The sequence below is a fragment of the Mesorhizobium sp. LEGMi-168a genome, from assembly GCF_058312955.1.
Window position 1 is genome coordinate 79359 of record NZ_JBZEGV010000020.1, and the last position, 18575, is coordinate 97933.

The window sequence follows — 18575 nt, forward strand, 5'->3', positions numbered from 1 at the left end:
AGCTTTCCGGGGAGCGCCAAGCGCGTGCGCCTGGCGGTGCGCCGGACCGTTGAGCGGCGGTTGTGGCCCGTGCATCCCTTCCAGGAAGATGTTCGGGCAGCGTCAGCGGCGTTCGCCGCGGCGGATGCAGAAATATGACGATGCGGTCCGGCCCCGGTGAGGCCGGCGGAGTCACTTGGCAAGATACGCCTGTCTTGTTGTTGCCGTAATTGCAGCCTGCCCGGCCGGCAACGGGGTTGTCAATGGGGGAAGACTCTGCGGCGTCAATTGGGAGACGGCAGGCCGGTGACGCCCGGTCGCTCGGGACGCGTCTGCCGCTTGAATTCAAACCCGATATGGACAAGCAGCGCCGTGACGACGACGGCGCCGCCGATGATGGTGCGCACCGAAGGCACCTCGGAATGGACCAGCCAGACCCAGATGGGCCCAAGGATCGGCTCGAACGTGCCAAGCAGCGCCGCAACGGCGGCCGGAACGAGCCGCGCCCCCATCGCGAAAAAGGCGAGCCCGACGCCAAGATTGAGGACGCCGAAGGCGAAAAGGAAACCCATGTCGCGCCCGGAAACGGCGAATTCCGAAGCCTGCGAGGCAGCGAACAGGCCGGCAAGCAGCGCAGCAAGGCAATTGGCCGGCACCATGCGCACATGCGCGAAACGCCGCGTGATGACGGTCGCCACCGAAAACATCACCGCAATCAGTAGAGCCAGCCCGTCGCCGATCGGCGAGACGGCGCCGCCAAGGGATTCCGAGACCATGATGGCGACGCCGGTGATGACCGCAGCAATGGCGATCCAGGTGGCCAGGCTCACGCGTTCGCGAAACAATACCCAGGCAAGCAAGGCCGCCAGAAGCGGCACGCCGGCCTGCATCAGCAGGATGTTCGCGACGGTTGTGTAAGCGAGCGCCACCACGAAGCTCGTCGAGGCCGTGGCGAAACAGAGGGCGACGCCGAGCCCGGGCAGGCCCATGCCGCGGAACAGTTTCACAGTGCCGCGCCCGCCATCGCGCCAGAGCATGAAGGCGATGAGGAAGGCCACCGCCCAGAGCGAGCGCCAGAACACCACGGTCCAGCTGTCGCTGACATGGATGAAGCGGGCGATGGTGCCGCCGAAGCTCCACATCAGCGCCGACAGGAACACCAGCAGCATGCCGATCCGCTCCTCGCGCGGCGAGACGGCGGGCAAGGCAGCGCGGGGCGAAGCGGTATCGGTCATGGGCGGGACTGTCAGCGATTTGCGGGCGGCACGATCCACCAAGGACGACCAGACTATATTCCATTCGCGTAGCGCAAAGCGGGGCGTCAGGCGTGATCCAGCATCCGCTGACATGTGGGACAAAGCCCGGCTGGGCCCCGCCAGCCGCTACAGGCTTGGCGACGAGCTATCCCTGGAAATCGAAGGCGCTGAGGCCCGTCACCATCTCGTCGAGACCGAGCGGGCGGGTCACGGGCGGCTCGGCGCGCGCCAGGCAGCCGACGCGCTCGCAGAGCCTGCAGGCCGGGCCGACCGGCGTCGCGAATGTCGTGCCCTGCGCGGCCTTGCCGGCCGATGGTCCGGGCAGCGCCGCGCCGTAGACGATCTCGTCGCGATAGCCGATGTCGCAGCCGAGCAGAAGTGCGGTGCGCCGCGGCCGCTCGGAGAAGGCGCCTTGCGGCCCTTCGAGCGTGCGGGCGATGCAGAGGAACTCGGCGCCGTCCGGCATTTCCACCGCCTCGACCAGGATCCGGCCCGGCTGCGAAAAGGCCGCATGCACCGGAAGCTTCGGGCAGGCGCCGCCGAAGCGGCTTTGCGGATAGCCCAGGCTGCCCGCCTTGCGGAAGCGATTCCCCGCATTGTCGACCTCCAGCATGAAGAACGGCACGCCAGAGGCGCCGGGCCGCTGCAGCATGGTCAGGCGGTTTGCCGCCTGCTCGAAGGAAACACCGAAGCGCGAGCGCAAGACGTCGATGTCGTAGCGGGCGCGCACAGCCGCCGCGTGGAAGGCCTGATAAGGCATCATCAGCGCATGCGCGGCATAGCGGCCAAGTTCGAAGCGGGCAAGCCGGCGCGCCTCGTCGGTGCCGAGCTTCAGCGCCTGGATTTCGCTCGCCACCGCCACCGTCATGCGCATCAGGCTCGCCTCCATGGCGACCTCGCGCAGCTGATCGAAGGGGGAGAGCCGCTCGGACAGGAACAGACGTTGCGAATGACGGTCATAGCGCCTGCGCCAGTTCGGCATGGTGGCGACCGGCAGCACCTTGACCACGATGCCGTGCTCGCGCCTCAGCCACGCCTTCAGCGCGCCGAACAGGTCATCGCCGGGATCGAGCACGGAAATGAAGGCTTCGGCTTCCTCCTCGAGCGCGGCGAAATGGTTCGGCCGACGCTCGAAGGTCTCGTGCACCTCGTCGACAGGCAGGCGGGTGCCGGACAATGCGGTCGCCCTGCCCTCCCGTGCCAGGAGCTCATTCAGATCCGACAGCCGCTCGGCCTGCTCGCGATAGGCGCGAAACAATTTCACCATCGCGGCGGAAGCGTTGGGAGCAATCTCGGCGAGATCGATCAGCTCCTGGTCGCCCGGCAGTTCGCCGGCCAGCAGCGGATCGCCGAACACTTCCTTCAGCGCCGCGATCGACCCTTTGGTCTCGCCCTGCAATTCGTGCGGGTCGATCTTGTAGACGGAGGCCAGCTTGAGGATGAGCTGCACCGTCAGCGGCCGCTGGTTGCGCTCGATGAGGTTGAGGTAGGACGGCGAGATGCCCAGCCCTTCGGCCATCGCCGTCTGGGTCAGGCCCTTGGCGTTGCGAAGCCTGCGGATGCGGGGCCCGGCGAAGATTTTCTGGTCGGCCACTCAGCTGCCCTTGACAAGATTTTACACGAAATGGTGCGGCCTGCGGCCAACCACCTTTTACAATCATGACAAATTTACTGCGCCGGCCTGTCAAACGCAATACAGATTTTCCCTTATTTCTCCCAAGAATCTTCGCTTTTCCTGGCTCTTTTTGCGCCGAATTGTAAACGATGTCACACATCAACGGCGCCGAATGACTCCCCGAACGCGCCATCCGAGCAAAGCAGACCGACCTGGAGCAACCGATGACTGATTTTTACAACCTCGTCCCGTCCGCGCCGGAAGGCCGTTTCGACGGCATCGAACGGCCCTACTCGCCACAGGATGTGAAGCGGCTGCGCGGCTCGGTCCAGATTCGCCACACGCTCGCCGAAATGGGCGCGAGCCGGCTGTGGAAGCTCATCCACGAGGAGGATTTCGTCAACGCGCTCGGCGCCATGTCCGGCAACCAGGCCATGCAGCAGGTCAGGGCGGGGCTGAAGGCGATCTACCTGTCGGGCTGGCAGGTCGCGGCCGACGCCAACACCGCGTCCGCCATGTATCCGGACCAGTCGCTTTATCCCGCCAACGCGGCGCCGGAGCTGGTCAAGCGTATCAATCGCACGCTGCAGCGCGCCGACCAGATCGAGACCTCCGAAGGCAACGGGCTTTCGGTCGAGACCTGGTTCGCGCCGATCGTGGCCGACGCCGAGGCGGGCTTCGGCGGGCCGCTCAACGCTTTCGAGATCATGAAGGCCTTCATCGAGGCCGGCGCGGCGGGTGTCCACTACGAGGACCAGTTGGCGTCGGAGAAGAAGTGCGGCCATCTCGGCGGCAAGGTTCTGATCCCGACCGCGGCGCATATCCGCAACCTCAACGCGGCGCGGCTCGCGGCGGACGTGATGGGCACGCCGACGCTGGTGGTGGCGCGCACCGACGCGGAGGCGGCAAAGCTGCTTACCTCCGACATCGACGAGCGCGACCGGCCTTTCGTCGATTACGACGCCGGCCGCACGGTCGAGGGCTTCTATCATGTCAGGAACGGCATCGAACCCTGCATCGCGCGCGCCGTCGCCTATGCACCGCATGCTGACCTGATCTGGTGCGAAACCTCGAAGCCGGACCTCGAGCAGGCAAGGAGGTTCGCCGAGGGCGTGCACAAGCATCATCCGGGCAAGCTGCTCGCCTACAACTGCTCGCCATCGTTCAACTGGAAGAAGAACCTGGACGACGCCACCATCGCGAAGTTCCAGAAGGAGCTCGGCGCCATGGGCTACAAGTTCCAGTTCATTACGCTGGCCGGCTTCCACCAGTTGAACTTCGGCATGTTTGAGCTCGCCCGCGGCTACAAGGACCGCCAGATGGCGGCCTATTCGGAACTGCAGGAAGCCGAGTTCGCGGCGGAGGCCCACGGCTACACCGCGACCAAGCACCAGCGCGAGGTCGGTACCGGCTATTTCGACGCCGTCTCGATGGCGATCACCGGCGGCAAGTCTTCGACCACCGCCATGCATGAATCGACCGAGCACGCCCAATTCAGGCCGGCGGCCGAGTGAAGACAAGATTGAGAGGAAACGCCCGAAGGGCATTACGTCAGGGAGAAGACCAATGGCATCGATAAGCCGCGTCAAGGAACGTGCCGAAGAACAGTCTAGCGCGATGAGCGTCGACCAGCAGGCGACGATCCGCATGCTTGCCAACGACCTGCACAGACTGAACCAGTCGGTGATGAAGGCAGTCGAGGCGGGCGTGTCGGTGGAACTGGTGCGTTCGGCCAGACACCATGGCGGGGACGGCAACTGGGGTGATCTTTTGATCCCAGTGATCGTCACCCACCAGACCCACGGTTGACGTAACGTCAACAATCTTACGCGAGTGTCTCCCGTGCGCTATACGTTCGGGAGACTTTCGGTTTTTTCGACTTTGGCTTGCGGTGACGGGGAGAACTTGCGCCGAATTTTAGCAATTCTTGCTATATTCTCATTTTCCACTCTTTCTGCTTGACACCGCTGGCGATCTCACGCCAATTGCGCTCAGGTTTCAACCCTGCATTGAACCAGAGCGCCCGCCCGACATGTCTCCCGCCGATCATGACGACCCTCGACAATCATTCAAACGGGCGGACCGCGGCCCGGCTGCCCGGCTGACGGCGGATTTCTCCAAGGTGCTTGTGGTCGGCAAATCGTCGATCAACCGGGTCGTGGTGTCGAAAATCGTCGAAAAATCCGGGCTGAAGCCGATTTCCGAGTCGCCCGAGACGGCAGAGAAGGCTTTGGCCGGCCTGATCCCCGGCGCAATCATCCTGGACGGCGGCCCCGATGACAAGGATTGCGACGGGCTGTTGTCCGGCATCGACGCGCTGCGGCGCGCTTCCGGCAAGGCGCAGCCCTCGGTGATCCTGCTTTCAACCAGGAATGGCACGCCGGACAGCCTCGGCCTGTCGAGCGTGGTCGACGCGGTGGTCGCCAAGCCCATCACGCCTGAAAGACTGCAACCTGTGATCGATCGCCTGGTTGGCCGCGGCTGACTGTTTGTTTTCACGCAATTCTGGACGGAAATCCGTCGCACACTTTTCCTGTAATTGCTCTGAACCGGCGTTCAGCCGGCCTTTGCGATGGTCTCTACTAAGGTCGGCAACTCGCCAAGGTCGGCAATCCGTCGGAAACGCGGCGCGGCAACAGGCGCCTCGGCATGCTCGACCGCCCAGGTCAATTCATGCGGCACATGGATGCCCCAGCCGCCGGCCTCGATGGCCGGCACCACGTCCGACTTGAGCGAGTTGCCGACCATCATGCTCCGTTCCGGACCGTCACCATGGCGGCTGAAGATGCGGGCATAGGTGGCGGCGCTCTTGTCGCTGACGATCTCGACGGCATCGAAGAGAACTCCCATTCCCGACTGCGCAAGCTTGCGCTCCTGATCGAAGAGGTCGCCCTTGGTGATCAGCACCAGATGGTAGGAGCCCGCCAGCTTTTCGACCGTCTCGCGCGCATGCGGCAGCGGCTCGATCGGGTGGCTGAGCATCTCGCGGCCGGCGGCCAGGATTTTGCCGATGACCGAACCCGGCACCTCACCGTTTGTGATTGAGACAGCTGTCTCGATCATCGACAGGGTGAAGCCCTTTATGCCGAAGCCATAGAGGGCGAGGTTGCGCCTTTCCGCCTCGAGCAGTCTCGCCGCGATGTGCTCATGATCGCCGTGCTCGGCCAGCAAGGTGGCAAAATGCTTTTCGGTCATGCGGAAGAACTGTTCGTTCTGCCACAGCGTGTCGTCGGCATCGAAGCCGATCGTGGTCAAACGTGGAGCGGACATGTGCAAACCTTTGCGAACAGGTTCATCTAGACTTTGTCGCGCTGCGCCGCCAGCGAGAAGACGGAAGCGCGACCACGTCGACGCCCGCCTGCGACGACCTCCGGCGCCTCCCCTTCCCTTCCCCCATGGCGCCCGGCTATACTTCGAAATCCGCAACACAATCTGGTGAATGATGCCGCCTGAGAAAAAGGAAGTCCGTCCGTCAAACCGGGGGGGACGCGCCCGCACGCCTGCCTTCCTGAAAAATGAACGCGGCGTGAAGAACTGGAAGGAAGCCAGTGCGTGGCTGGAATGGCGCGGCATCGAGGATATCGAATGCATCACCCCGGACCAGGCCGGCGTCGCCCGCGGCAAGATGATGCCGTCGAAGAAATTCACCTCCAACACATCGCTGGCGCTGCCTTCGGCGGTGTTCATGACGACGATCTCCGGCGGCTATCCGGAAGACGGCAATGGCTTCCACTATCCGGAGGATGACGGCGACCTGAAGCTTTTGCCCGATCTGTCGACGCTGACCGTCGTGCCCTGGGAAGAAGACCCGACGGCGGCAGTGATCTGCGATCTCGTCCACCAGGACGGCCGCTCCGTCGAATTCACGCCGCGCAATGTGCTGAAGCGCGTGCTGGCCGCCTATGACGACCGCGGCCTGAAGCCGGTCGTGGCGCCCGAGATCGAATTCTACCTGGTGCGCAAGAACCCCGATCCGGACTATCCGCTGACGCCGCCCGTCGGGCGCTCGGGGCGGCCGATCGGCGGCGGCGCAGGCTATTCGATCGCCGGCGTCAACGAATTCGACGAGCTGATCGACGACATCTACCATTTCTCCGAACGGCAAGGACTGGAGATCGACACGCTGATCCACGAGGAAGGCGCCGGCCAACTCGAAATCAACCTGCGCCACGGCAATCCGATCGAGCTCGCCGACCAGGTCTTCATGTTCAAGCGCACGATCCGCGAGGCGGCGCTGAAGCACGAGATCTACGCCACCTTCATGGCCAAGCCTATCCAGGGCCAGCCGGGTTCGGCCATGCACATCCACCAGTCGGTGATCGAGAAGAAGACGGGCCGGAACATCTTTTCGGCCGAGGACGGCTCCGAGACGGATGCGTTCTTCCATTTCATCGGCGGCATGCAGAAGCATGTGCCGAACGCGCTGGTGATGTTCGCGCCTTACGTCAATTCCTACCGCCGGCTGACGCAGGCGGCCTCGGCGCCGGTCAACACCAAATGGGGTTACGACAACCGCACGACGGCCTTCCGCGTGCCGCGATCCGACCCCGCGGCGCGACGCGTCGAAAACCGCATCCCGTCCTCGGATGCCAACCCGTATCTGGCGCTCGCCGCCTCGCTCGCCTGCGGGCTGATCGGGATAGTGCACAAGGAAAAGGCTTCGCCGCCGGTGCTCACCACCGCCAACGAGGACGAGATCGACCTGCCGCGCAACCTGCTCGAAGCCGTCGACCTGTTCGAGGCCGACAAGGAGCTATGCGCCATCCTCGGCAAATCCTTCGCCGCCACATACGCGGCGATCAAACGCGCCGAGTTCGAGACCTTCATGGAAGTGATCAGCCCATGGGAGCGGGAGTATTTGTTGTTGAATGTTTAGGGCAGTAGGGGAGTAGGGGAATAAGGGAGTAGGGAAAGCACGGGGGGACGAGTGACTGAGAAAACAGGCTCCTACCAGGATTTGGTTGTTTGGCAGCAAGCTATGGACCTTGCCGTTGCGGTCTATGCCGCCACAAGGTCGTGGCCCAAGGAGGAACTCTATGGGTTGACCAGCCAAGTGCGTCGCTCTGCCAGCTCCATGCCGGCAAACATAGCTGAAGGTTACGGCAGAGAAATCCGAGGCTCCTATCAGCAATTTCTCCGGATCGCTCAAGGCTCACTGAAGGAGTTAGAAACTCAAATTCTGATCGCTGAGCGTACCGGTATCGCGTCGAAAGCGACGGTGGTTTCATTGTTGGAAGCGACCGAAAGCGTGGGAAAGCTTCTTCGGCTTCTGATCCGCAAGCTTTCGACCGATTAGCCCCTACTCCCCTACTCCCCTACTCCCCTACTCCCCTACTCCGATCATGCCCTACCAATCCCCCATCTCCCCCGGCCGGTCCTGGTATGAGGATACGGCTGGGGCCCGCCCCGAATATCCGGCGCTCGACGGTGACCGCCAGTGCGACGTCGTCATCATCGGGGGCGGCTTCACGGGACTCTCTGCGGCAGCGCATCTCGCCAAGGCCGGCACCAATGTCGTGCTGATCGAAGCCTATCGCTTCGGCGACGGCGCGTCAGGCCGCAATGGCGGCCAGTTCGGCACCGGCCAGCGTGCCTGGGCCGAAGAACTGGAGGCCGAATACGGCTTCTCGCGAGCCAAGGCGCTGTTCGATCTCGCGGAAGAAGCCAAGGCGCATCTGCTGGAATTTGCCGCCGCCAACGCAATCGAGATCGACTACATGCCGGGCCAGCTCTCGGTGGCGCACAAGAAGCGCTATGTCGACGACTACAAGGCCCATGCCGAGATCATGGCGACCCGTTTCGGCTATCCGCACATCTCCTTCATGGACGCAAAGGAGACGGCTGAGAGGCTGGGTTCGACGCGCTACTTCGGCGGCACGCGCGATACCGGGACCGGGCATATCCATCCCCTGAAGCTGGTGATCGGCACGGCAAAAGTTGCGGCCGCGGCCGGCGCGCATCTGTTCGAGCGGACGCCCTCGACCGGCATTGCCTCCAGCGGCGGCAGGGTGAGGGTCACCACCCCGAAGGGCACGATATCTGCCGAGAAATGCCTTGTCGCGGTCAATGCCTATGGCGGCAATCTGGAGCGGGTGAGTGCGTCGCACATCATGCCGATCGGCTCCTTCATCGGCGCGACCGTGCCGCTCGGCGCCGAATCCAAGGTGCTGCCGGGTGGCGAGTCGGTGGACGATTCCCGCTTCGTCGTGCGCTACTTCCGTAGGTCGAAGGATGGCAGGCTTTTGTTCGGCGGCCGCGAGGTCTATGCCGTCAACGATCCGAAGGACATCCATATCCACATCCGCCGGCAGATCGCCGAGCTCTATCCGGCGCTGAAGGATGTCGAGATCACGCATGGCTGGGGCGGCTATGTCGGCATCACCGTGCCGAGGAAACCTTTCGTGCGCGAGGTGATGCCGAACGTGATTTCGATGGGCGGTTACTCCGGCCACGGGGTCATGCTGTCCAACTTCTTCGGCAAGCTCTATGCCGAGACGATCGCCGGCAACCGCGACCGGTTGAAACTGATCGAGGATCTGAAGATTCCCGCTTTCCCCGGCGGCCGACGTTTTCGCGCGCCGCTGCTGTTTCTGGCGCTCAACTGGTTCGCTTTGCGCGACAGGATCTGAGGCCGGACATCCCGAAGAAGCTGTTGATTCGACAAGTCCGCTTCCCTAGCGGCACGTTGCAGAATCCTTAACGAACGCGCAGAATTTCGCAAAAAGGCGCAGTGATGCCATAATCAGCGGCAAAAGATGCCGGTTCTGGGCGATAAAACGGGGATTTGCGCGGGCCTGCCCGCTGGATTTCGGGACCGATGCCGATCCGCCGCGAACTATCCGCGGCAGGATCGAAAGAACGTCGGCCCACTTGTTGGAGGTGGTCTAAGTGATTGAGCCCTTTAGTTTCGGCGCGCCGGAACGACGGCGCTTTGCAGTGCAGTTCGGCTATGACATGCGGCCCTCGTTCTGGCAGGGCCTGCAGTCGAACGCGCATCTGGTGATAGCGGCCGTCGGCACCGCGGCGCTGCTTGGCGTGGCCGCAGTGGCGCTTTGGCTGGCACTGCCGGCCAATGAACGGCAGGCGATCGCAAGCGCGGAGCAGACCGTGCCCGCGATCCCGGTCAAAACGAAGAAGGTCGCACCGGCCGTGGCGAGTGCAGCTGTCTCCGTCGCCGCTCCGCAGGTCGCGCGCAAGGCCGACGCGGTTTCGCCCGTCACCGCCGTGCGCGAAGCCGTCATCCCGGCGCTGGCATCCAACAACCCGCGCTGGACCGACACGAGTGGCGAGCCTGCGCCCGCTGCAGCTGAGACTCCCCCGAGCCCATCCGCTGAGAAGCCGGCAACGCAGAACGACAAGCCGGCCGTTGCCGCCTTCGCCGAGTCCGTGTCAGGGAACGATGCTTCGGCCGCCTTGTCGAAGGTCGCGGCGCCTGCGCCGGCCGCCCAATCGGCAGACGCGAAGAAACCGGACGCCAAGATGGATGGCGCCCAGACCGCCGCCATACCGGACGCAAAGCCGCAGGTTCCTGATGCCCAGACGGCTGCGACCGAGGACGCGGCCCAGGATCAGGCGAAGTCTCAGAAGGTTAGCGCCGGCGCCAATGGACGCATCCTGAGGGCAGTCACCATGCGGAGCGGCCCGAAAAAAGGCGCCGCCGCAATCGTCACGGTGCCCGCCAAGTCATCGGTGCAGGTGATGAGCTGCAAGAAATGGTGCGAGATCGTCTATAACGGCAAGCATGGCTGGGTCTATAAGACCTACGTCAAGACCGGCGCCTGATCCGTTTCCCGGGTTGAACCCGGACGCCAATGCATGTCGCCCAAAAGTGTGCGCCGGTTTTGGGAAACGACATGCATAAAACAAAGACTTAAAGCCCGCCGCCTGAATCCGTTTCAGGCGCGACGCGCTTTAAGTGCCGTCAGCCGCCAAATCGCTTCGCGCTGGAGCGCCGCTCAGATGCAGCGCCCGCCATCGACCTCCAGCGCCACGCCGGTGATGAAGGCCGCCTCGTCCGACGCCAGCCAGAGCGCCGCATTGGCGATGTCGAGCGGCGTCGAGAGCCGGCCGAGCGGGATCGATGCGCGGAATTTTTCGCGGATCTCCGGCGTGTCGGCGCCCATGAACTTCTCCAGCATACCGGTTTCGCCGGCGACCGGGCAGAGGCAATTGACGCGGATGTTCTTCGGCGCGAGCTCGACCGCCATCGACTTGGTGGCGGTGATCGCCCAGCCCTTGGAGGCATTGTACCAGGTGAGGCCCGGCCTTGGGCGAAGCCCTGCCGTCGAGGCCGTGGTCAGAATGACGCCGCCGCCCTGCCGATCCATTATCGGCACCACGGCAAGGGCGGCATGATAGATCGCCTTCATGTTGATGGCGGTGATCAGGTCGAAGGTTTCCTCGTCGACCCCGAGCAGGTCGCCGTTGCGGTGCGTATAGCCCGCGTTGTTGACCATGATGTCGACGCGGCCGAAGGTGCTCTTGGCGGCATAGACCATCTCGTCGAATTCGGAGCGCTGCGACACGTCGGTCTGGGTCCAGATCGCGCTGTCGCCGATTTCTTGCGCGACGCGCTCGGCGCCCTTGGCGTTGAGGTCGGCGACGACGACGCGCGCGCCCTCTTCGGCGAAGCGCTTCGCCATGCCCTCGCCGAAACCCGACGCCGCGCCGGTGATGATGGCAACCTTGTTTTCCAGACGCATGGTTTTCCCGCTCATTCTAGATCATCCGCAATTCGCATCGACAGTTGCGCAGCGCGACAGATGGCGCACCTGCGATTTCTCCCTTGAAACACGTCGCGCCGAAACGGATTCAGACGACGCTTTAAGTCTCTGTTTCGACGCATGCCGTTCTCCCAAAACCGCTGCGCACTTTTGGGCGACATGCTTTGTTTTGATGCATGCCGTTCTCCCAAAACCGCTGCGCACTTTTGGGCGACATGCATTGGCTTTCGTCACATTCACGTTCTATGTTGCAGGCGCGAACGCTGGCGGAAGACATCGCTTGCCGACAAGCCTTCCGGTAGCGCCAGTATCAGGGGCACGTCTAGACCCAATCAATCCCCGCGATTGGCCCTTGATGCGACACCAAGGCACTGGACGATTTAAATCGATTAGAATATATCAGCCCCGCTACCGGCGAGCGGCATCAAACCGGACTGACCATGACCAGCCAGATCATCCCCGTCGACCCCTTCGACTTCATCATCTTCGGCGGCACCGGCGACCTGTCGGAACGCAAGCTCCTGCCCTCGCTCTACTATCGCCAGTGCGGTCACCAGTTCTCCGAGCCGACGCGCATCATCGGGACGTCGCGCGCGAAGATGACCGATGCCGAATTCCAGGCCTTCGCCAAGAAGGCGATATCCCAGCATGTGAAGCCGGCCGATGTCGACGCCAAGGAGCTGGAGAGCTTCCTGGCCAGGCTTTCCTATATCTCGGCCGACGCGACCACGGGCGCCGGCTTCGACAAGCTCAAGAAGGCGGTCGGCGACAGCGACCGCATCCGCGCCTTCTACCTCGCGGTGGCGCCGGCGCTGTTCGGCGACATCTCGCACCAGCTCAAAGAGCACAAGCTGATCACGCCGAACTCGCGCATCGTGCTGGAGAAGCCGATCGGGCGGGATCTCGCCTCGGCGCGGGCGCTCAACGACGCGGTGGGCGATGATTTCCACGAAAGCCAGATCTTCCGCATCGATCACTATCTCGGCAAGGAAACGGTGCAGAACCTGATGGCGCTGCGCTTTGCCAATGCGCTCTACGAGCCGCTGTGGAACTCCGCCCATATCGATCATGTGCAGATCACGGTAGCCGAGACCGTGGGTCTCGAGGACCGCGTCACCTACTACGACAAGGCAGGCGCGCTGCGCGACATGGTGCAGAACCACATCCTGCAACTGCTTTGCCTGGTTGCCATGGAAACGCCATCGTCGATGGACGCGGATGCCGTGCGCGACGAGAAGCTGAAGGTGCTGAGGGCATTGAAGCGCATCAACGGCAACGGGGCGCCCAAGCACACCGTGCGCGGCCAGTATCGCGCCGGCGCCTCGGCCGGCGGAGCCGTCAAAGGCTATGTCGACGAGTTGGGCAAGAGCAGCGACACCGAGACCTTCGTCGCCATCAAGGCCGAGATCGGCAACTGGCGCTGGGCGGGCGTTCCCTTCTATCTGAGGACCGGCAAGCGGCTGGCGACGCGCGTCTCGGAGATCGTCATCGAGTTCAAGCCGATCCCCTATTCGATCTTCGGCGATAGCGCGGGGCCGATCTTCGCCAACCAGCTCGTCATCCGCCTGCAGCCGGACGAGGGCGTCAAGCAGTTCATCATGATCAAGGATCCGGGGCCGGGCGGTATGCGCCTGCGCCAGATTTCGCTCGACATGAGCTTCGCGCAGTCGTTCCAAGGCCGGGCGCCGGACGCCTATGAACGGCTGATCATGGATGTGGTGCGCGGCAACCAGACGCTGTTCATGCGCCGCGACGAGGTCGAGGCGGCCTGGAAATGGATCGACCCGATCCAGAACGCCTGGGAAAGCGCCAGGCAGGAAGCGCAGGGCTATACGGCCGGCACCTGGGGGCCGTCGGCTTCCATCGCCCTCATCGAACGTGACGGACGGACATGGCACGAGAGCAATTGAGCGGGGCCGCCTACGCCTGGAACGGCTTTGCCGACCGCCAGCAGCTGGCGGCAGCCCTTGCCGGCAACGTCGCCGCGCGGTTGACCAGGGGGATTGCCGAGCGCGGCACGGCGCTGCTCGCCGTATCCGGCGGCACGACGCCGGCAAAATTCTTCGCCGCGCTCTCCTTGATACCGATCGCCTGGGACAAGGTCACGGTGACGCTGGTCGACGAGCGTTTCGTGCCGCCCACCTCGCCGCGCTCGAATGCCGGGCTGGTGGCGGCCAACCTGTTCCAGAACAAGGCGGCGGCAGCGCGCTTCGTGCCGCTCTACCATGAGGCGGCCAGCATCGAGGCCGCGGCGGCTTCGGACAGCGAGGCCTTGCAGTCCCTGGCATGGCCGCTCGACGTCGTCGTTCTCGGCATGGGCGCCGACGGCCACACGGCCTCCTTCTTTCCCGATGCCGACAATCTCGCTGAATTGCTCGACCCGTCCTCGCAGCGGATCGTGCTGCCGGTGCATGCGCAAAGCGCCGGCGAGCCGCGGCTGACGCTGTCGATGGCGCGGATCGTTGCCGCCGGCTTCATCGCGCTCCACATCGAAGGCGAGGACAAGCGCACCGCCTTTGACGGCGCGATGGGAGCGGGCGTGAAAAAGCCCATCCGCAAAGTGCTCGAAGCCGCGCCGATACCGGTAGAGGTGTTCTGGGCACCCTGATTTCAGATGAGAACAGCCCCGGAGGCTAAGGGAGGACGTTTTCCGGGGCTCGAAAGGACCGACCATGACAGCCAGACGCGACATCGAAGCCATCACGGAACGCATCCGCCAACGCTCGAAAGCCGGCCGCGAAGCCTATCTCGGCCGCATCGCGGAGGCATCCGGCCGCGCCGCCAACCGCGCGGTGCTCTCCTGCGGCAACCTCGCGCACGGCTTTGCCGTCTGCAGCCCGTCGGAGAAGGTCGCGCTCGGCGGCGACCGCGTGCCGAACCTCGGCATCATCACCTCCTACAACGACATGCTGTCGGCGCATCAGCCGTTCGAGACGTTTCCGGCGCTGATCAAGGAAGCCGCGCGCGAGGCCGGCGGCATCGCCCAGGTCGCTGGCGGCGTGCCGGCGATGTGCGATGGCGTCACGCAAGGGCAGCCGGGCATGGAACTGTCGCTGTTCTCGCGCGACGTGATCGCCATGGCGGCGGCGATCGGCCTGTCGCACAACATGTTCGACGCCGCGGTCTTTCTCGGCGTCTGCGACAAGATCGTGCCGGGGCTGGTGATCGCAGCGCTCACCTTCGGGCACCTGCCGGCGGTGTTCATCCCGGCCGGACCGATGACGTCAGGCCTGCCGAACGACGAGAAGGCCAAGGTCCGCCAGCTCTATGCCGAGGGCAAGGCCGGCCGCGCCGAGCTGTTGGAGGCGGAATCCAAATCCTATCACGGGCCAGGCACCTGCACCTTCTACGGCACCGCCAATTCCAACCAGATGCTGATGGAGATCATGGGCCTGCATACGCCCGGCGCCTCCTTCGTCAATCCCGGCACGCCGCTGCGCGACGCGCTGACCAGGGAAGCGGCCAAGCGCGCGCTGGCGATCACCGCGCTCGGCAACGCCTATACGCCGGTCGGGCGCATGATCGACGAGCGCTCGATCGTCAACGGCGTGGTCGGCCTGCACGCGACCGGCGGCTCGACCAACCACACCATCCATTTGATCGCGATGGCCGCCGCGGCCGGCATTTCGCTCACCTGGCAGGACATTTCCGACCTCTCGGAAGCCGTGCCGCTGCTGGCGCGCGTCTATCCGAACGGCCTCGCCGACGTGAACCATTTCCATGCCGCGGGCGGGCTCGGCTTCCTGATCCGCGAGCTGCTCGACGAGGGCATCTTGCATGAGGACGTGCAGACGGTGTGGGGCGAAGGCCTGCGGCCCTATGTAGTCGAGGCAAAGCTCGGCGCCGACGGCAGCGTGGTGCGTGAAGCGGCGCCGCTGAAGAGCGGCGACGAGAAGGTGCTGGCGCCGTTCAAGAAGGCGTTCCAGCCGACCGGCGGCCTGAAAGTGCTTGCCGGCAATCTCGGCCATGCCGTGATCAAGACCTCGGCCGTCAAGCCCGAGCGGCGCATCATCGAGGCGCCGGCAAAAGTGTTCGACAGCCAGCAAGGGCTGAACGATGCCTTCAAGGCCGGCACGCTCACCGGTGACTTCGTTGCCGTGATCCGCTTCCAGGGACCGAAGGCCAACGGCATGCCGGAGCTGCACAAGCTGACCACCGTGCTCGGCATCCTGCAGGACCGCGGCCAGCGCGTCGCGCTGGTCACCGACGGACGCATGTCCGGCGCCTCCGGCAAGGTGCCGGCGGCGATCCATGTGACGCCGGAAGCGGTCGAGGACGGGCCGATCGCCAGGATCCATGACGGCGACATCATCCGCCTCGACGCCGATGCGGGCACGCTGGAAGTGCTGGTGCCGGGGACGGAATTCGCGCTGCGCCGCACGGCCGACGCCGATCTCATCGGCAACGAGTTCGGCTTCGGCCGCGAGCTGTTCGCCGGGTTCCGGCAACTGGTCGGCCGCGCCGACCACGGCGCCGCCGCCTTCGCAAACGCCTGACCTCTCGTCTTGGGGAAAGAGAACTTGCGCCGACATACAAAATTTTGTATAGGCGTCAGCGTGAAAATGCTTAAGTTCCGGGGCAGCGCCCTCAGTGATCTGCGCGCCTTTCCGGACTCGGCACGGCGTGAGGCAGGCTATCAGCTCGACAAGGTACAGAACGAGCAAACTCCGACCGACTGGAAGCCTATGACGACAGTCGGCAAGGGCGTACTGGAAATCAGAATTAGGGACGAGGCCGGCGCGTTTCGGGTGATCTACATCGCCAAATTTGCCGACGCGATCTATGTGCTGCATTGCTTCCAGAAGAAGACGCAGAAGACCAGCAAAACAGATTTGGATTTGGCTGCGAAGCGCTACGGCGATCTCATGAAGGAGCTAGGCCAATGAGCAGCGAAACTTTTGCAAGCGTGTGGGACGCCATCGAAGACGTTCCCGCCGAAGCAGAGAACATGAAACTCCGCTCCACGCTTATGATGGCGCTGGAACGGCATATCCGAGCAAAGGGCTGGACGCAGGCCGAAGCTGCGCGCCGGCTTGGCGTAACGCAGCCGCGCGTGTCCGATCTCCTGCGCGGAAAGATCAACCTGTTCGCCCTCGACACCCTCGTCAACATGGTGGTCGCGGCCGGGTTGCATGTCGAAATGCGCGTCTTGGATGCTGCTTGATCCGCGCAGCCGAGTTGCGCAGCATTGTCAAGAGGGGCATTCCGCGACGCCAATATTCGCGGAATGCCCAAGCAAAACGGACTGGGACGCCGGGTCAAATTGCGGTCATTGCGGCACGGTGATCTCAGACCGCTCGCCGGCCTTGATGGTCACCGGCATCTCCTTGTCCTGGCCCTGGTCGGAGGCGTGGCGCACGACGACATAGTCGCCGGCGGGGATCGTCTGCTGCCAGCTGTCGCCATAGCTCAGGCCAAGCGACTTGCGCTTGCCCTCGATGTCCTTTTTCGATGAGAACACCTCGATCGAATAGGCGCCGGGCGCAGACATCGCCAGCACGCCGGCGTCGAGCGCCACCTTCACGTCCTGGTTGTCGCCCGCCTTGATGCTGAAGGGCTGCTCGACAACGGCGAGATCGAGCGTGGTGAGCGCGACATAGTCGTCCGGCGGCAGCCAGAACTTGCTGTCGGGACCATAGGAGTGCTCGACGCTCTCGCGCGAGCCATCAATCTTCTTCTTGGCCTTGACGATCTCGAAGCCGATGCCGGAATTGTCGGCCTTGTCACCGCCGGCGGTGTAGAAGGCGTTGAGCACCGCATGGCCGACGCCGACGACCATGTCCTTCTCGACGGTCTGCCCGGCGGCAAGCTGGACGGTCTCGGTTGCGGTGCCGGCGCCGATCTGCACCGTCACCTTCTGCTCGCCCGCCGGCACGGTGGCCTTGGCATCGCCATAGTGGGTGGTGGTGCCGCCTGGATAAGCGAAGTCGACACGCGCCTCGCTGCTGATCTCGGAGCCCTGGCTCGCATGCGGATGGATGATCATCGTGCCTCCGTTCAACGTGAACAGCGGCTTGTAGGTCTGTCCGGCCTCGACTTTGATCTTCTGCTCGCTCCTTGCCTCGTCATCGCGCCCGACGACGATATAGTCGCCCGGCTCGAGGTTGGTCTTCAACTCGCCATACTCGGTCATGACCTGATCGCCGCGCGTGCCGTCGGCCGCGGCTTTGTAAATCTCCCAGGCGTTGCCGTCGGTGATCGGATCGCCGCCCTCGGCCATGACCACGCTCGGCATGAAATTGAATTCAGGCTTGGCGGGTTCGGGCGCCGGCGCGGGGGCCGGAGCAGGCTCAGGCGCGGGAGCCGGCGCAGCGACAGTCTCGACCAGCGCTTGCTGCAGCGCCTTCTCGTCAGAGGCCTGGATGTACTTGCCGCCGGTGTTCTCGGCGAGGCAGGCGATCTGCTTGCCTTCGTCGGCGGTCAGGCCGAAGCCGACCACGTCGGCGGTGAAGTCGACGCCGGTTTCCTTCAGCTCTTTGCCGAGCGCGCACGGATCGCCGCCACAGGTCTCGAGCCCGTCGGTGATGAGGACGACGGTGGCTTTGTCCTCGGTGTATTTGAGCGCTTCCGCCGCCTGCTTGACCGCAGCCGTCAGCGGCGTCTTGCCGAGGAATTTCATGCTGTCGGCGGCGGCCGAGATCGCGCTTGCCGAACCCGCTTGCGGCGGCACGATCAGCTCGATGTCCTCGCAGCTGCCCTTCTGGCGATGGCCATAGGCCATGAAGCCGATCTCGTCGTCGGCCGGCACCGACTGCAGCACCGTGCGCAGCGATTCGCGCGCGATCTCCAGTTTCGGCTTGCCGTCGATCTGGGCCCACATGGAGCCCGATGCATCGAGAACGATGATGACCTTGTTGGCGGCAAAGCCAAAGGTGGTCATCGACAAAAGGAGGATCGCCGCAGCGACGCTCCGTGCCAGTCCCGCCATGAAAATCTCCTGAGTGAGCCCCCTGTCCGCGTCGGGAAAGCTATTTGAGGCGGCCTTTGGAGACAAGCCCGATG

At 64.0% G+C, this 18575-nt stretch carries 17 protein-coding genes; 12 read left to right on the plus strand and 5 right to left on the minus strand.

All coding sequences use genetic code 11. From position 1 onward, the window contains the following. Positions 1-263: 263 nt before the first annotated feature. Together AC4FWB_RS23400 and AC4FWB_RS23405 are read right to left on the minus strand one after the other, a co-directional pair. Positions 264-1214 (minus strand): DMT family transporter, encoded by a 951-nt coding sequence (locus AC4FWB_RS23400; RefSeq protein ID WP_491028596.1) that lies wholly within the window; start codon positions 1212-1214, stop codon positions 264-266. 166 nt (positions 1215-1380) lie between these two features. After that, positions 1381-2829 carry a helix-turn-helix domain-containing protein gene (locus AC4FWB_RS23405; RefSeq protein ID WP_491028597.1) on the minus strand — a complete coding sequence of 483 codons (1449 nt, stop codon included), beginning with the start codon at positions 2827-2829 and terminating at the stop codon, positions 1381-1383. Positions 2830-3074: 245 nt separating this feature from the next. On the opposite strand from AC4FWB_RS23405, the gene aceA reads away from it, so the two are divergent. The 3 genes from aceA (at position 3075) to AC4FWB_RS23420 (ending at position 5335) form a co-directional block, all read left to right on the plus strand. After that, positions 3075-4364 (plus strand): isocitrate lyase, encoded by a 1290-nt coding sequence (aceA, locus tag AC4FWB_RS23410; RefSeq protein WP_491028598.1) that lies wholly within the window; start codon positions 3075-3077, stop codon positions 4362-4364. A gap of 52 nt (positions 4365-4416) precedes the next feature. Then, positions 4417-4659, plus strand: coding sequence for an SMc00767 family acetate metabolism repressor (locus AC4FWB_RS23415; RefSeq protein ID WP_491028599.1), 243 nt, complete (start codon positions 4417-4419; stop codon positions 4657-4659). Between the two features lie 223 nt (positions 4660-4882). Beyond that, entirely contained in the window at positions 4883-5335 is a 453-nt protein-coding gene (locus AC4FWB_RS23420; protein WP_491028600.1) for a response regulator, read from the plus strand. Positions 5336-5406: 71 nt separating this feature from the next. On the opposite strand, the gene AC4FWB_RS23425 is transcribed toward AC4FWB_RS23420, so the two are convergent. Further along, on the minus strand, positions 5407-6120 hold the full coding sequence (locus AC4FWB_RS23425; RefSeq protein WP_491028601.1) for an HAD family hydrolase: 714 nt from the start codon (positions 6118-6120) through the stop codon (positions 5407-5409). 169 nt (positions 6121-6289) lie between these two features. On the opposite strand from AC4FWB_RS23425, the gene AC4FWB_RS23430 reads away from it, so the two are divergent. From AC4FWB_RS23430 to AC4FWB_RS23445, 4 genes are all read left to right on the plus strand, one after another. Continuing rightward, a complete protein-coding gene (locus AC4FWB_RS23430) occupies positions 6290-7726 on the plus strand; it encodes a glutamine synthetase family protein (RefSeq protein ID WP_491028602.1) in 1437 nt (478 codons plus the stop codon). A 51-nt stretch (positions 7727-7777) separates the two neighbouring features. Further along, on the plus strand, positions 7778-8146 hold the full coding sequence (locus tag AC4FWB_RS23435) for a four helix bundle protein (RefSeq protein ID WP_491028603.1): 369 nt from the start codon (positions 7778-7780) through the stop codon (positions 8144-8146). Between the two features lie 46 nt (positions 8147-8192). Next, complete coding sequence (locus AC4FWB_RS23440; RefSeq protein WP_491028604.1) at positions 8193-9479, plus strand: NAD(P)/FAD-dependent oxidoreductase; 1287 nt, start codon at positions 8193-8195, stop codon at positions 9477-9479. Between the two features lie 259 nt (positions 9480-9738). Continuing rightward, positions 9739-10632 carry an SH3 domain-containing protein gene (locus tag AC4FWB_RS23445; protein ID WP_491028605.1) on the plus strand — a complete coding sequence of 298 codons (894 nt, stop codon included), beginning with the start codon at positions 9739-9741 and terminating at the stop codon, positions 10630-10632. A 173-nt stretch (positions 10633-10805) separates the two neighbouring features. On the opposite strand, the gene AC4FWB_RS23450 is transcribed toward AC4FWB_RS23445, so the two are convergent. Further along, entirely contained in the window at positions 10806-11552 is a 747-nt protein-coding gene (locus AC4FWB_RS23450) for an SDR family oxidoreductase (protein WP_491028634.1), read from the minus strand. Positions 11553-12013: 461 nt separating this feature from the next. Between AC4FWB_RS23450 and zwf the strand changes: the two genes are divergently transcribed. The 5 genes from zwf to AC4FWB_RS23475 all read left to right on the plus strand — a co-directional run bounded on the left by zwf (position 12014) and on the right by AC4FWB_RS23475 (position 16737). Further along, entirely contained in the window at positions 12014-13483 is a 1470-nt protein-coding gene (gene zwf, locus AC4FWB_RS23455; protein WP_491028606.1) for a glucose-6-phosphate dehydrogenase, read from the plus strand. Beyond that, the gene (gene pgl / locus AC4FWB_RS23460; RefSeq protein ID WP_491028607.1) at positions 13465-14181 is read left to right on the plus strand and encodes a 6-phosphogluconolactonase; all 717 of its coding nucleotides are present in this window, start codon (positions 13465-13467) and stop codon (positions 14179-14181) included. The genes zwf and pgl overlap by 19 nt, the downstream gene beginning before the upstream one ends. 64 nt (positions 14182-14245) lie before the next feature. Then, positions 14246-16069: a phosphogluconate dehydratase gene (gene edd / locus AC4FWB_RS23465; RefSeq protein ID WP_491028608.1), complete on the plus strand. Its 1824-nt coding sequence runs from the start codon at positions 14246-14248 to the stop codon at positions 16067-16069. A 60-nt stretch (positions 16070-16129) separates the two neighbouring features. Then, positions 16130-16459: a type II toxin-antitoxin system RelE/ParE family toxin gene (locus AC4FWB_RS23470; RefSeq protein WP_491028609.1), complete on the plus strand. Its 330-nt coding sequence runs from the start codon at positions 16130-16132 to the stop codon at positions 16457-16459. Beyond that, the gene (locus AC4FWB_RS23475) at positions 16456-16737 is read left to right on the plus strand and encodes a helix-turn-helix domain-containing protein (RefSeq protein ID WP_491028610.1); all 282 of its coding nucleotides are present in this window, start codon (positions 16456-16458) and stop codon (positions 16735-16737) included. Before AC4FWB_RS23470 ends, AC4FWB_RS23475 begins: the two co-directional genes overlap by 4 nt. A 105-nt stretch (positions 16738-16842) precedes the next feature. Here the strand turns inward: AC4FWB_RS23475 and AC4FWB_RS23480 are convergent, their stop codons facing one another. Further along, positions 16843-18501, minus strand: coding sequence for a vWA domain-containing protein (locus AC4FWB_RS23480; protein ID WP_491028611.1), 1659 nt, complete (start codon positions 18499-18501; stop codon positions 16843-16845). Between the last annotated feature and the right edge of the window lie 74 nt (positions 18502-18575).